The organism is Streptomyces seoulensis (genome assembly GCF_004328625.1).
In the GTDB taxonomy this organism is placed as follows: Bacteria; Actinomycetota; Actinomycetes; order Streptomycetales; family Streptomycetaceae; genus Streptomyces; species Streptomyces seoulensis.
On the sequence record NZ_CP032229.1, the window covers coordinates 2,866,040 to 2,879,229 of the forward strand.

General features: G+C 72.0%; 18 protein-coding genes. 2 read left to right on the forward strand and 16 right to left on the reverse strand.

Features of this window, described 5'->3' with window-relative positions; genetic code table 11:
• Positions 1–67: 67 nt before the first annotated feature.
• The 3 genes from D0Z67_RS13330 to D0Z67_RS13340 all read right to left on the reverse strand — a co-directional run bounded on the left by D0Z67_RS13330 (position 68) and on the right by D0Z67_RS13340 (position 3,202).
• Entirely contained in the window at positions 68–976 is a 909-nt protein-coding gene (locus tag D0Z67_RS13330) for a winged helix-turn-helix domain-containing protein (protein ID WP_037776306.1), read from the reverse strand.
• 303 nt (positions 977–1,279) lie between these two features.
• Complete coding sequence (locus D0Z67_RS13335) at positions 1,280–2,518, reverse strand: GNAT family N-acetyltransferase (RefSeq protein ID WP_031183971.1); 1,239 nt, start codon at positions 2,516–2,518, stop codon at positions 1,280–1,282.
• A 96-nt stretch (positions 2,519–2,614) separates the two neighbouring features.
• On the reverse strand, positions 2,615–3,202 hold the full coding sequence (locus D0Z67_RS13340) for an RsiG family protein (RefSeq protein ID WP_031183970.1): 588 nt from the start codon (positions 3,200–3,202) through the stop codon (positions 2,615–2,617).
• Between the two features lie 160 nt (positions 3,203–3,362).
• Here D0Z67_RS13340 and dtd point away from each other — a divergent pair, with 160 nt between their 5' ends.
• Complete coding sequence (gene dtd / locus D0Z67_RS13345; protein ID WP_031183969.1) at positions 3,363–3,788, forward strand: D-aminoacyl-tRNA deacylase; 426 nt, start codon at positions 3,363–3,365, stop codon at positions 3,786–3,788.
• 15 nt (positions 3,789–3,803) lie between these two features.
• Here dtd and D0Z67_RS13350 read toward each other — a convergent pair whose 3' ends face one another.
• The 5 genes from D0Z67_RS13350 to D0Z67_RS13370 all read right to left on the reverse strand — a co-directional run bounded on the left by D0Z67_RS13350 (position 3,804) and on the right by D0Z67_RS13370 (position 7,349).
• Positions 3,804–4,772 (reverse strand): CorA family divalent cation transporter, encoded by a 969-nt coding sequence (locus D0Z67_RS13350; protein ID WP_107059670.1) that lies wholly within the window; start codon positions 4,770–4,772, stop codon positions 3,804–3,806.
• A gap of 109 nt (positions 4,773–4,881) precedes the next feature.
• Entirely contained in the window at positions 4,882–5,277 is a 396-nt protein-coding gene (locus D0Z67_RS13355; RefSeq protein ID WP_031183967.1) for a hypothetical protein, read from the reverse strand.
• Entirely contained in the window at positions 5,278–6,243 is a 966-nt protein-coding gene (gene ygfZ / locus D0Z67_RS13360; protein ID WP_031183966.1) for a CAF17-like 4Fe-4S cluster assembly/insertion protein YgfZ, read from the reverse strand.
• Between the two features lie 10 nt (positions 6,244–6,253).
• Entirely contained in the window at positions 6,254–6,691 is a 438-nt protein-coding gene (locus D0Z67_RS13365) for a Fur family transcriptional regulator (protein WP_031183965.1), read from the reverse strand.
• Positions 6,692–6,773: 82 nt separating this feature from the next.
• The gene (locus tag D0Z67_RS13370) at positions 6,774–7,349 is read right to left on the reverse strand and encodes a heme-binding beta-barrel domain-containing protein (protein WP_031183964.1); all 576 of its coding nucleotides are present in this window, start codon (positions 7,347–7,349) and stop codon (positions 6,774–6,776) included.
• Positions 7,350–7,616: 267 nt separating this feature from the next.
• Between D0Z67_RS13370 and D0Z67_RS13380 the strand changes: the two genes are divergently transcribed.
• Positions 7,617–7,979 carry a DsrE family protein gene (locus D0Z67_RS13380; RefSeq protein WP_030804311.1) on the forward strand — a complete coding sequence of 121 codons (363 nt, stop codon included), beginning with the start codon at positions 7,617–7,619 and terminating at the stop codon, positions 7,977–7,979.
• Positions 7,980–8,001: 22 nt separating this feature from the next.
• Here the strand turns inward: D0Z67_RS13380 and D0Z67_RS13385 are convergent, their stop codons facing one another.
• From D0Z67_RS13385 to D0Z67_RS13415, 8 genes are all read right to left on the reverse strand, one after another.
• Positions 8,002–8,265, reverse strand: coding sequence for a DUF3099 domain-containing protein (locus tag D0Z67_RS13385; protein WP_031183963.1), 264 nt, complete (start codon positions 8,263–8,265; stop codon positions 8,002–8,004).
• A 98-nt stretch (positions 8,266–8,363) separates the two neighbouring features.
• Positions 8,364–8,651 carry a DUF1416 domain-containing protein gene (locus D0Z67_RS13390; RefSeq protein ID WP_031183962.1) on the reverse strand — a complete coding sequence of 96 codons (288 nt, stop codon included), beginning with the start codon at positions 8,649–8,651 and terminating at the stop codon, positions 8,364–8,366.
• A gap of 54 nt (positions 8,652–8,705) precedes the next feature.
• Positions 8,706–9,551 (reverse strand): sulfurtransferase, encoded by an 846-nt coding sequence (locus D0Z67_RS13395; protein ID WP_031183961.1) that lies wholly within the window; start codon positions 9,549–9,551, stop codon positions 8,706–8,708.
• 128 nt (positions 9,552–9,679) lie between these two features.
• A complete protein-coding gene (locus D0Z67_RS30570) occupies positions 9,680–9,760 on the reverse strand; it encodes an Ms5788A family Cys-rich leader peptide (RefSeq protein WP_350751515.1) in 81 nt (26 codons plus the stop codon).
• Between the two features lie 230 nt (positions 9,761–9,990).
• The gene (locus D0Z67_RS13400; RefSeq protein ID WP_031183960.1) at positions 9,991–10,728 is read right to left on the reverse strand and encodes an LmeA family phospholipid-binding protein; all 738 of its coding nucleotides are present in this window, start codon (positions 10,726–10,728) and stop codon (positions 9,991–9,993) included.
• Positions 10,729–10,918: 190 nt separating this feature from the next.
• Positions 10,919–11,974 (reverse strand): membrane protein, encoded by a 1,056-nt coding sequence (locus D0Z67_RS13405; RefSeq protein WP_031183959.1) that lies wholly within the window; start codon positions 11,972–11,974, stop codon positions 10,919–10,921.
• Between the two features lie 4 nt (positions 11,975–11,978).
• Entirely contained in the window at positions 11,979–12,233 is a 255-nt protein-coding gene (locus D0Z67_RS13410) for a MoaD/ThiS family protein (protein WP_031183958.1), read from the reverse strand.
• A 52-nt stretch (positions 12,234–12,285) separates the two neighbouring features.
• Positions 12,286–13,137 carry an alpha/beta hydrolase gene (locus tag D0Z67_RS13415; RefSeq protein WP_037776301.1) on the reverse strand — a complete coding sequence of 284 codons (852 nt, stop codon included), beginning with the start codon at positions 13,135–13,137 and terminating at the stop codon, positions 12,286–12,288.
• Between the last annotated feature and the right edge of the window lie 53 nt (positions 13,138–13,190).

The window sequence follows — 13,190 nt, forward strand, 5'->3', positions numbered from 1 at the left end:
TACGGGCAGTTGTCGGCAAGTAGCTGCCAAGTGCGGACTAACGAGTAAGAGTTGGCCGCCAACTCGGTCAGCCCAGCACCAGTTCCGAACTGATCGTCCCCCACAGCGCGTCGAACCAGAGCCGGGACTGCGCGACGAACTCGGTGTCCCGCTCCCCCGCCCCCCGCGCGAAGGCGAACAGCATCGACCGGGTGCCCTCGGCGTCGTACAGCGTCAGATGCTCCGGGCCGATGTCCCGCTCCCGCCGGGCCAGCGTGTAGTACGCGAACAGCGCCTCGGAGCCGTTGAGCAGATACAGCTTGACCGGCGGGGTGAAGGGCAGCGCGCGGAAGCGGACCCGGACGTCTATGCCGTGCGTGCCGCGCAGCGCGAGCAGGTTGTGCCGGAGCACCTGGCCCTGGGCGTTGCGCTGAGCAAGCCAGCGACGGTGCAGCAGATCGGTGTCGGCGGCGTCCACCGGCGCGGGGAAGGCGAGGGCGATGTCGCGGCTCGGCAGCAGCAGCCGTACGTCGATCTTGGCCGGTTTCAGCCCTCCCGCATGGATCTGCCGCAGCGGTTCCCCGATGGCGAGGGTGAGCGAGACGGACGTCAGGCACAGGGCGTCCACGCGGACGTGCGGGACCGCGAAGGCGGCCGCGACGCGGGGCGCGAGGCCCGCCATCGTGGGCTGCGGCGGCGCGGCCGGGCCGACCGCGCCGGGCGGGACGGCCACCGTGGCGGGGCTGCCCTGCGACGATCCGGCGAGCAGCCGCTCCACCCGCAGGATGCGCAGCGCCTCACGGACCGTGCCGCGCTCGACCCCGAACTCCTCGGCCAGCTCCGCCTGGGTGGGCAGCCGTTCGCCGGGGCGCAGCACACCGGTGTCGATACGGGTGCGCAAGGTGTCGGCCACCACGCGAGAGGTGACGCGGGAGGGCTGTGACCGTGGTGACCTGTTCCGCCCAGTGGCGGAGACGTGTTCCGGGTCCACGGACAAAGGCTACAACTTCCCGCCATCTTCCGGCAGTTCGCGGGATGATGGTTATGAGCCGCTTCCACGCGGCTATAACTACAGTGAAGTTGGCAGCCAACTTGACCGACATGGTCGAGCTTTCCGGCGGTTGGCCGACCGGGTTCCCCTCCGGAGGGGAGCCGGGAGCCCGGCAGGGGGCGGCCACGGGAGCGCACAGCCACAACTGAACACCCGCACAGCCACAACCGAACAGCGTCAGCGCACAGCCACAACAGAACAGCTACGGATGCACGGCCGCCGGCACGGCAGGAGGCGACCGGGGTCAGGTCAGAAGGAGTCCGGGCACCACGGGCGCACGGACGTGCGGAACAGCGCGTCCGCCGCCCGCGCGGCACCCTCCCGCTCCTCCTGGACGCGCCCCAGCGCCGCCAGCCGTGCCAGCGAGCCGTCGCCGAGCCACACCGTGGCCAGCTCGGCCACCGGCAGCGTCAGCTCGGCGGACGCGCCGCCCGCCGGGGTGCAGGACGCGCCCTCGGGGGACGCCTCCAGCCGGTAGCGCCCGCCCGCCGTGCCGTCCTCGTCCAGCACCTCGAGCACCAGCGACCCGGACCGCTCGTAGCTCCGTGCCTCCAGCGCCCGTACGACGTCCAGCAGCCGCAGCCAGAGCCAGTCCGTGTGCGTCTCGACGCGGGCCGCGCGGGCGTCGGGCAGCAGGAGGGGGAGCAGGGAGTCGGGGGCCCGCCAGCCGCTCTTGACGTGAGCGATCCAGTCGATCGAGCACAGGTAGCGCCACAGCGCGGTCTCGGCCGCCGGGGTCGCGGCGGTCAGCCACTCCACCTTGGCCGCGTTGTCCGGCTGCTGCCCCTCCCACTTGGCCTCGCAGCGGTACGCCACCAGGCCCTCGGCCTCGCCGGACGCCGACCGGTACACCGCGTAGAACGGCTCGGTCCAGTCCCGGCCGAAGCGGGCGACCCCGGTACGGGCGTCCCACCACAGCTCGTCCCGGCCGATCGCGCCCGGCGTCACCGCACGCACCCGCTCGGACAGCTTCGGGCCCAGCGCGCGCACCTCGGCGCCGTCCACCAGGTCGATCCGGGCCCCGTCCTCGGGACCCGCCCAGCGCGGGTCGAGACCCGAACGGCCCACGTCCACCGTCCAGTTGGTCGCCCAGGTGGCGGGGCCGAAGCCGTGCTTGCCGTAGATCGGGTACTCGGCGGCGATCAGGGTGGCGATCACGTCCCCGCGCTCCCGCGCGGCCGCCAGGTCCTCGCGCATCATGCGCGTGAGCAGGCCGCGGCGGCGGTGCGTCGGGGAGACGGTGACGTTGGAGATCGCGTTCGACGGGACGTACGCGCCGCCGGGCGCGGTGACCTCCTGGGCGAAGGAGCGGAAGGTGCCCACGCAGCGGGCGCCGTCGAAGGCACCGAGCAGGCGGCCCGGCTGGAACTGCCTGAGCCTCGCGGCACGCTGCTCCGGAAGGAGCACCGGGTCCTGGAGGAAACCGGTGTCCAGGGCGCGGTGCCAGTTGTCGAACTCGTCCTCGGCCACGGGGCGTACGTCGATCATGGGGCCACGGTAGGCGCGGGACCCGGCAGGTGTCGCGCGTATTTCCCGCGCCCGGGTACGGGACGGGTCCGGGTAAGGGTCCGGGTCCGGGTCCGCTCAGGCCAGCAGGTCGTCCACCTGGGCCTCGCCGGCGCGGTACCGGCGCGCGACCTCGCCGCCGCAGTCGTCGGCGGTGCGCTGGAGGCCCTGGCGGCGGTGGGAGATCTCCTGCTCGTACCCGGTCAGCCGGCCCATCGCGGCCGCCAGCTCGGCGTCCGTACGGGCGGTGAGGTCGGACAGCTCGACCTCGGCGAGCATCTCCGCCGCGAGCTTGCCGTACTCCTCACTGTAGGGGGTGCCGAGGGTGACATGGCGGGCGGAGGAGCGGTGGCGGGCCGGGGCGTCGGCGAGGATCTCCGACAGCCGCTCCACCACGGACCCGTCCACCGGCGCCGGTACCCGCTCCCCGCCCCGGCGGGCCAGCTCGGCGCGCAGGATGTCGATCCGGCCCTGGAGCAGCCGCCTGACGTAGCTGAGGTCGGCCTCCTCGCGCAGGGCGTCCCGGCGCAGCGCGCGCAGCTCGGGCAGGCTCAGCGGGGCCAGGACGCTCGCGGCGGACTCCTCGGGTGTCGGGCTCGGCGGGCTCTCGGCGCGCTGTGCGGGCGGCCGGTGCGTGACCGGACCACTGGTGCTCGGTGTGCTCATGCGGTGGACCGTCCCCTCGACCGGCGTGTGGGAAGCATCGTGCCACCCCCGGTGGCCGCTATGTGACCGACTGCCCCCGAACGGCCCTGGATGGGGGGTATGGATTGGTTGCGGACCCCCCGGACCGGTGCACCCACCACCGCACGGCATGATGGGGCGCATGCGTGCGGTGGTGCAACGGGTGGACGGCGCGAGCGTCGTCGTGGACGGCGAGACGGTGGGCGCGATCGAGGGCGAGGGCCTGTGCGTCCTGGTCGGCGTGACCCACGAGGACACCAAGGAGAAGGCGGCCCAACTGGCCCGCAAGCTCTGGTCGGTGCGGATGCTGTCCGACGAGAGGTCGTGCAGCGACATCGACGCCCCGCTGCTGGTCATCAGCCAGTTCACCCTCTACGGCGACGCCCGCAAGGGCCGCCGCCCCACCTGGAACGCGGCCGCTCCCGGCCCGGTGGCCGAACCTCTGGTCGACGAGGTCGTCGCTCGGCTCCGTGCTCTCGGCGCGACGGTGGCCACGGGCCGCTTCGGCGCCCAGATGCGGGTGTCGCTGGTGAACGACGGCCCCTTCACGATCCTGGTCGAGGTCTAGCCCCCCGTCGTGTCCCTAGTCCTCGTCGAGCAGCCGGCGCCAGATGCGGGTGCGGTGCAGCAGGTAGAAGGAGCCCAGCAGGACCAGGGCCTGCAACCCGATGGCGAGCAGCCAGAAGTCGTCGCGGGACTCCAGCTTGTCGGTCAGGAACGTGAAGTTCATGCCGAAGAACCCGGTCAGGAACGACAGCGGCAGGAAGATCACCGAGACCAGCGCCAGCCGGTTGATCACACCGTTCTGCTCACCCGCGACGAGTGAGGAGTAGCTGGCGAACGAGCGGCGGGTGGCTTCCTGGAGCGACTCGATGTCCGCGAGCACCAGCCGTCCGGCCGTCTGGAACTCCCGTGCGCAGCGCTGCCGTTCCTCGGGGAAGGACGGGTTGATCATCCGCCGGGTGAGGACCGCGTCGGTCACCTGGAGGAAGGGCAGCAGGGCGTGGTGCAGCTGGGCGGAGCGGCGTCGCAGCCGTGCCAGTGACTGGAGCTGGTCGGCCCTGCGGTCCTCGAACATCTCGTCCTCGAGTTCCTCGGTCTCCAGCAGGCTCCGCACCGCGGACAGCCGGAACGTCGCCAGGGCCTCCTGGAGCACGATGAAGAGCATGTGCACCGTGTCGGCCGGGCGCTCGTGCCGCAGCCCCTTGGCGATCTGCTGGGCGAGGCCCGTCCGGGCGTGGTGCGCGGTGGCCAGGAAGCGCTCGGTGACCAAGACGTGCACATGGTGGATCCGGTCCCCCTGCACGACGGGAACCACGAACCCGGCCCGGTCCCCCAGGAAGTCCGCCCGCGCCGGTTCCCCGGCCCTGCCGAACCAGTCCAGCTCCTCGGCATCGAGCCCCAGCCGGGCGGCGAGGGACACCGGCTCGGCCTCCGGAGCCAGTTCGACGTCGACAAGGAGCAGCGACTCCCGTGCCATCCGCTCCCTGGCCCCGGCGAAGTCCGTACGGTCGATGTTCACCTCCGGCATCGACACCACCGTTACCGTCATCGCTCCGCCGTAACTCCCGACGCCCTGTCCCAGCAGCCTCCCCCACCCCCACCACCCCAGCCACCCCTGACGGCCTCGGCAGCCGCCGAACGGATGACGGGGTCACACCTCAGGCCGGGACGTGGTCCCCGCGCCCCGCCCGGCCCAGCACCCAGGCGTACGCCCCGAGCCCGAGCGCGGTACGGGCCAGGGCGTCGAGCCACATCCCGGTGTCCGCCCGGAAGAGCAGCAGGGTGAGGGCGGCGGCCACGGCGACGGACACCCCGTACCGCCCCCATGTGCCGCGCCCGAGCCACGCGCTCAGCAGCCCGGCCGGGATCTGGACGGCGACGTGGAGCACCAGTACCAGGGCCGGGACGGCGAGCAGCGCGAAGGCCGGGAGGTCGGCCGTCGGATCACCGGGCGGCGTCGCGTAGGCCGCCTCGACCACCCGGGCCGGCGGGACGACGCAGGTGCACAGCAGGACCAGGCCGCTCAGGTGCATCGCGCCGATGTGCCGCGTCACCTACGGCTCGACCACCGTCTCCTGGGCCGCTGCGGTGTCTCCGGCCAGGAGGTGGGCGTCGGTGGGGACGTTGCGTTTGATGACGGCGAGGGCTACCGGGCCGAGTTCGTGGTGGCGTACGGAGGTGGTCACCAGGCCGATCCTGCGGCCGTCGGGGCCGTCGTCCGCGAGGCGGATCTCGGTGCCGGGCGGGGGGAGGTGGACGTCGCTACCGTCGAGGTGGAGGAAGACCAGGCGGCGCGGCGGCTTGCCGAGGTTCTGGACGCGGGCGACCGTCTCCTGGCCCCGGTAGCAGCCCTTCTGCAAGTGCACGGCGGTGCCGATCCAGCCCAGCTCGTGCGGGATCGTACGGTGGTCGGTCTCGAAGCCGAGGCGGGGCCGGTGCTGCTCGACCCGGAGCGCCTCGTGGGCGAGGAGACCGGCGGCCGGGCCGGAGCGCTCGGCGAACTCCTCCAGTTGCTCACGGGGCAGGAAGAGATCGCGGCCGTACGGCGTCTCGCGGACCACCGCGCCCTCGGGGACCTCGGTGATGGAGCCGGCCGGGAGGTGGACCACCGCGGTGTCGGCGGTGCGGTCGGCGACCTCGACGCGGTAGAAGAACTTCATCGACTCCAGGTAGGCGATCAGCGCCTCCTGGGTGCCGGGCTCGACGTGCGCCCAGACGGTCGTGCCGTCGTCCACCAGGTACAGGGCGTGCTCGATGTGCCCGTTGGCGGAGAGGACCAGCGCCTCGGTGGCCTGGCCCACGGGCAGGTCGCTGACGTGCTGGGTGAGCAGCAGATGCAGCCAGCTCAGCCGGTCCGCGCCGGTCACGGCGACGACGCCCCGGTGGGACAGGTCGACGAATCCGGCGCCGTCGGCGAGCGCGCGCTGCTCGCGGAACAGGTCGCCGTAATGGGCGGCGACGCCTTCGTCCACGCCCTCGGCGGGAACGGCGCCGGGCAGGGACAGCAGGGGGCTCTTCATACGGGCCAGCCTACGACGGGGAGGTGGAACTCTTCCGCGTGCAGTCCGCGCACCGGCCGAAGATCGCGAAGTGCTTCATGTCGGTGTCGAACCCGAACTGCTCGCGCAGCCGCGCGGTGAAGTCCGAGGCGACCTCCACGTCCGCCTCGATCACGTTCTCGCAGTCCCGGCAGACCAGATGGAGATGGTGGTGGCGGTCGGCGAGGTGGTACGTGGGCGCGCCGTGCCCGAGGTGGGCGTGGCTGACCAGGCCCAGCTCCTCCAGCAGCTCCAGCGTGCGGTAGACGGTGGAGATGTTGACCCCGGAGGCGGTCCTGCGGACCTCGACGAGGATGTCGTCCGGCGTCGCGTGCTCCAGGGCGTCCACGGCTTCGAGCACGAGCTGCCGCTGCGGCGTCAGCCGGTAACCGCGCTGCCTGAGATCACTCTTCCAGTCGGTGCTCACCACACTGGAAGTGTAGGGCCGCCGGGCCGGACGCCCCCGCTGGGACGGGACGCCGGCCCGGTCCGGACCTACCTGAGGAACGGGCCTACTTGAAGAACGCGATGCCGTCGTCCGGCATGTCCTCGGGGAGGTCCTTCGCCCAGCGCTCGACGTCCTCGGGGGTGACGGCCTTCTTGAGCTGGGCCGACATGTAGGGGCGCAGCTCGACCTCGGGGGTCTGCTTCTCGCCGACCCACATGAGGTCGCCCTTGACGTAGCCGTAGAGCCGCTTGCCGCCGGTGTACGCCGGGGACTGAGGGGTGCGGGCGACGGCGTCGGTGACCAGGTCGATCTGGGGCTTCTTGTCCGCCAGTTCGCCGTACCAGATCTCCACCACGCCGTCGTCACGGGTCATCGTGACCGTGATCTTGCGCTCGGCGTCGATCCGCCAGAAGCCGGCCTCGGACTCCAGCGGGCGGACCTTGTTGCCCTCGTTGTCGAGGACCCAGGTACGCGACCGGTACTCCAGGAAGTCCCGGCCGTCGTGGGTGAAGCTCACCTCCTGGCCGAAGTTGCACTTCTCGGAGCCGGGGAAGTCGTGGACCCCAGCGCCCGCCCAGTTGCCCAGCAGAAAGGCGAGGGGGACGAGGTCCTTGTGCAGGTCAGACGGGATCTCGATCATGAGCGGCCGTTCCTGTCGGTTCTGGGGCGGTGCTGTCAGCGCTGGCCCTGGTACAGCTTCTTCACGGTCAGCCCGGCGAAGGCGAGCACGCCGACGCAGACCAGGACCAGCAGCAGTTCGAAGAAGATCTCCACGGGTGTGCTCCTTGAGCGGAAGTGGACGTACGACAGAGCCGCGCCCAGCTTACGCGGCCGGGGTCGGACTCTCCTGGCGAGGTCCGGATGCGGGCGCCGGGAGCCGTACGGGGGCCCGCATTACGATCGCCGCATGGCGAACAAGCTCGTGATCAAGGTGACCTCAGGGGCCGATGCTCCTGAGCGGTGTTCTCAGGCGTTCACCGTGGCGGCGGTGGCCGTGGCGAGTGGGGTGGACGTGTCGGTGTGGCTGACCGGGGAGTCGGCGTGGTTCGCGCTGCCGGGGCGGGCGGCGGAGTTCGAGCTGCCGCACGCGGCGCCGTTGCAGGACCTGCTGGAGTCGGTGCTCACGGCGGGACGCGTCACGCTGTGCACGCAGTGCGCGGTACGGCGGGACATCGGCGAGGGGGACGTCCTGGAGGGCGTACGGATCGCCGGAGCGCAGGTCTTCGTGCAGGAGGTCATGGCCGACGGCACCCAGGCCCTCGTCTACTGATCCCCCGGCCGCCGGACACCCCTCAGGGGCGCGGGCGCTTCTTGCCGTCCAGCTCGTCCCACCAGTCGTCGGACTCGGGGTCGCCGGAGGGGGAGTCCCACCAGCGGTCCTCCGGGCCGCGCCGGTTCGCGACCATCGCGGCGACCGGCGGGATCACCATGGCGAACAGGCACATCCCGACCGCCGCCGGGACGGACCAGATCCGGACCACCGCCCAGGCGAGGACGAAGAGGACGACGCAGACCCCCATCATCACGAAGTACCAGCGACGCCGCCGTGCGTACATGAGTCCAGAGTAGGTCCGGACAGCCGGAAGGGCCGCGCCCCAGGTGTCCAACCCGGTGGGCGCGGCCCCTGCCCCGGCCGCGAGCGTCCGCGTACGGCTCAGACGGCGATGGCGACCTCGGCCAGACCGCCCGGCTGGGCGACGACCGTGCGGTCGGCGGTGCCGCCGGGCACCAGGGCGCGTACCGTCCACGTGCCCTCGGCCGCGTAGAAGCGGAACTGCCCCGTGGCGGAGGTGGGGACCTCCGCGGTGAACTCGCCCGTCGAGTCCAGCAGGCGGACGTAGCCCGTCACCGGCTCGCCGTCCCGCGTCACCTGCCCCTGGATGGTGGTCTCACCGGGCTTGATCGTCGAGGCGTCCGGGCCGCCGGCCTTCGCTCCACACATGGCTTTCTCCGTAAGGGGTCTGACCAGAAGGTCGGTCGGGGTTGCTTGCTTGACTTACTTCGCCGCGCCCAGCTCGATCGGCACGCCGACCAGCGAGCCGTACTCGGTCCAGGAACCGTCGTAGTTCTTGACGTTCGTGACGCCCAACAGCTCGTGCAGCACGAACCAGGTGAGCGCCGAGCGCTCGCCGATGCGGCAGTAGGCGATGGTGTCCTTGGCGAGGTCGACGTCCTCCGCCGCGTACAGCTCCTTCAGCTCCTCGTCGGACTTGAAGGTGCCGTCGTCGTTGGCGTTCTTCGACCACGGGATGTTGCGGGCGCTCGGCACGTGGCCGGGGCGCTGCGACTGCTCCTGCGGGAGGTGGGCCGGGGCGAGCAGCTTGCCGGAGAACTCGTCGGGCGAGCGCACGTCGACCAGGTTCTGGCTGCCGATCGCGGCCACCACGTCGTCGCGGAAGGCGCGGATCGCGGTGTTCTGCGGCTTGGCCTTGTACTCGGTCCTGTCGCGCTCGGGCACCTCGTCACCGGGGACCAGCTCGCGGGCGTCCAGCTCCCACTTCTTGCGGCCGCCGTCGAGGAGCTTGACGTTGTCGTGGCCGTAGAGCTTGAAGTACCAGTACGCGTAGGACGCGAACCAGTTGTTGTTGCCGCCGTAGAGGACGACCAGGGTGTCGTTGCCGATGCCCTTCTCCGACAGGAGCTTCTCGAAGCCCTCCTGGTCGATGAAGTCGCGGCGGACCGGGTCCTGGAGGTCCTTGGTCCAGTCGACGCGGATCGCGCCCCGGATGTGGTTCTTCTCGTAGGCGGACGTGTCCTCGTCCACCTCCACGAGAGCGATGGTCGGGTCGTCGAGGTGCTCCTGCACCCAGTCGGCGTCGACCAGGACGTCGCTGCGGCTCATGCTTTTTCTCCTCCGGGGCAGTCACGGTGGCGTGCGGTGAGAGGGGTGCGCGCGCATACGGGTGCGGCGGCGCACGAATGCCCTTCCAGCAGGGCGGCATGGAGATGCGGGAGTGCGGTGACTTCCGCTCAGAAGGGGCGACAGAGCATGGCGGCAACGCGGCACAGGTCCACTGCCCGCCGCTTCGTGAGATCCGCCTGTCGCTTCATGCCGTCGATCGTAAGGAGATCCGGGCGCACGTGTCACCGGTGTGTCGGATATTGAGACGCGATCGTCCGGATGATGGTCAGGCGATGGATGTGCGGGGATACGGAAAGCGCCCCGGGCCCCGGATTCCGGGACTCGGGGCGCTTCCCCAGGTCTTCACGTCCGCCGCACATCTGCTTGACGGACAGTGCGTCTCGCCTGCCGGACAGGTTACGAGGCCGCCGCGCCGGTCCTACCCGGCCAGCTTCAGGTCCGAACCCGTCACTCCGATCCGCACCCCGTCCGCCGTGGCCCGCACGCTGCTCACCGCGATGCCGCCCGGCAACTGGTCCAGAGCCTGCTGGAAGTCGGTGATCTGGCGGAAGGTGCCGTCCGCCAGGTTGGCACCCGCGATGACCGGCAGCGCGTCGGCGTGCACCGAGACCTTGCCGCCCTTGACGTCGAGGGAGCTGAGCACCGGGATGGTCCGCTGGATGCCGAGCGCCGGGATGCCGAGCTTCACCGAGACCTTGATCTTGCCGTCGCCGCCGTCGCCGAGGCCGGTGATCTGGGCGGTGATGCCGGGCGCCAGCTCGGTCGGCTCGGTCTTGGCGGCCTGCATGAGCTGGTCGTAGGCGATGGTCGCGGAGCCGGTGCCGTTCTTGGCGATGGCCGAGGAGTAGTCGCCGGAGAACTTCACGTCCTTCAGGTCGGCCTTGAGGTCGTCGATACGGATCGTGCGGCCCTCGGTGCCGGTGGGCACCGGGTAGGACTTGATGCCCAGCTCCACGTCGTCCAGCGAGCCGCCCGCCACCTGGGTGAGGAACGGGAAGCCCTTGATGTCCACGTCCGGTGTCGAGGCGAGGTTTTCCCGCGCCCGGACCCGGTCCGCGACCTCGCCCTCGGCGAAGTGCACCGCCACCCGGTCCGCGATCACGAAGAGCCCGCCCAGGACCACGACGAGGATCAGGAGTATTCGCAGGGCCCGCATGTTCTCCCCAAAGGTCGGCGGTTCGGTTCCGGCGCCGCCACCGTAGCCCCGCCGGAGCCCCCCGGCCGGGAATTGTGGATCACCTGTGACGGGCCCACGCCGTACTGCGGCTTTTCCCGCGTTTACCCCCGGCGAATTCAAGAAACCCCGGCCGGAAACCGCTCCCGGCCGGGGTGTGCGTGTCGACGCGTCAGGCGAAGACGCGGCCCAGGAGCCAGACCGCCGGGGCGGCGGACGCGAGGGGGAGGGCCACGCCGGCGGTGAAGTGGACGAAGCGGGAGGGGTAGTCGTAGCTGGCGACGCGGTGGCCGATGAGGGCGCAGACCGCCGCGCCGGCGCCGAGGGCCGCGCCCTGGGAGCCGAGGTCGGTCAGGCCGCCGACGGCGAAGCCGGCGCCCGCCGCCGCGAGCAGGGCGAAGACGACCGAGACCGGGGTGGGCATCGGCAGCGCGCGGGCCAGGACGGCGACCGCGACCGCCGCCGCGCCGACCGACACGGCCGCCGGGGAGGCGCCCAGGTAGCCGGTGGCGAGGATGGCGAGCGCCGAGGAGGCGACCGTGGCCATCAGGCCGTACATCCGCTCGTCCGGCGAGGCGTGCGAGCGGAGCTGGAGGACCAGGGCCAGCAGGACCCAGATGCCGAGCGGACCGAGGATCGCCACCGGCGCCTGCTCGCGGCCCGCCGCCAGCACGGCCACGTCGGCGACCAGGCCGCCGAGGAAGGCCAGCGCGATGCCCTGCCGGGCGGGCCACATGCCGTTCAGCCGGAACCAGCCGGCCGCCGTCACGGCCTGGAGCAGCACCAGCGGCACCACCAGGGCGTACGAGCCGAGCGGCGCGGCCACCGCGAGCAGGGCGCCGAGCAGCGCGGTGAGCGCGGCGGGCTGGATGCCGGGCTCGATGACCGGCGAACGGCCCTCGAGGCGGGCCCGCTGGGCGTCGGTGATCCGGGCGTTCCCGGCCAGGGTGGCGGGACCGAACGCGGGCTCGGGCTCCTGCTGCACCGGCGCCGGGGCCTGCTGGTACGGCTGCTGCTCGGCCACCGGCACCCGTGCGTGGTTCTGGGTGTCCCAGGTCTGCCCCTGCCACTGCTGGGCCGGGCCCGCCTGGGTGCCGTAGGGGTCGGCGTAGGGGTTCGGGAACTGCGGCTGCCCGGGGGGCGGGGCCCAGTTGCCCGGGGTCTGCGGCTGCCCGTAGGGGTCGTACCCCGGGTGCGGGCCGCCCTCGTACGACTGCTGGTCGCTCAACGCCTCATCCTCCTGCGAACGGCGGGAGCACCTCGACCGTGCCGCCCTCGGCCAGCCGTACCGTCTCATGCGCGCGGGTCCCGACGGGAGCGCCGTCGACGAGGAACGCGCACCGGTTCAGCACGCGGGTGAGTTCGCCGGGGTGCCGGTCCCGCACGGAGGCCAAAGCCTCGGCGAGGGTGTCGGCGTCGTACGGTTCGTCGGCGGTCCCGGCCGCGGCCTTGGCGGCGGCCCAGTAGCGCACCGTGACCTTGGGCATCTCGTTCCTCATCGGACGGCGGAAACAACAAAGAAAGACGGTGCGGCCAAGGCTAGTCCGTCCCCCGGCCGGCGCGCGCCCGAGCCCAGCGGCCGATCCGGGCCAGCAGCTCGTCACCGGCCGCGTTCTCCGCGTGGCCCATGCCCGGCTCCAGCCAGAGTTCGCCCGCCTCCCCGGCCGCGTCCGCGAGCATCCGGGGGTGGTCGAGCGGGAAGTAGCCGTCGCTGTCGCCGTGCACCACCAGCAGCGGGGCGGGCGCTGTGCGGGCGGCCGCCTCCACCGGGGAGAGCGGCACGGGGTCCCAGTCGCGGTGGTGGATACGGGTGCGGAAGCCGTACCGGCCCACCAGCCGGCCGGAGGGGCGGGTGACCAGCCAGTGCAGCCGGCGCATCGGCGCGGTGCCCCGGTAGTACCAGCGGGCGGGCGAGCTGACCGAGACCACCGCGTCGACCGTGCCGGGGTGCAGGGCCGCGTGCCGCAGCACCACCGAACCGCCCATGGAGAAGCCGACGCTCACTACGCGCGCGTGCCCGAAGCCGCGCGCCCAGTCCACGGCCGCCGCCAGGTCCAGGACCTCCCGGTCGCCCACGGTCGAGCGCCCGCCGGAGGCGCCGTGCCCCCGGAAGGAGAAGGTCACCACCGCCCCGTACGCGGCCAGCGCGCGGGCCACCCGGCGCACATGCGGCCGGTCCACGTCCCCGGTGAAGCCGTGCGCGACCACGAAGACGGTCTCGGCGGGGGCCGCCGGGCCCGTTTCGTATACGACGGGGCCGGGATCGTATACGGAATCGACGGCGATTCCGTCGGCCGTACGCAGAAAAGTCCGGACACCGGCGGCTTGACCTGTCTCGGAGTTCGGACGAATGGTGGAACGTGTCGCATGACCCGCCGGACGGTTGCTCATGTGGGCTATTCTGCTGGGCAGAGGACTCGGGCAGCGAAGCCCCCGAGTCCTTT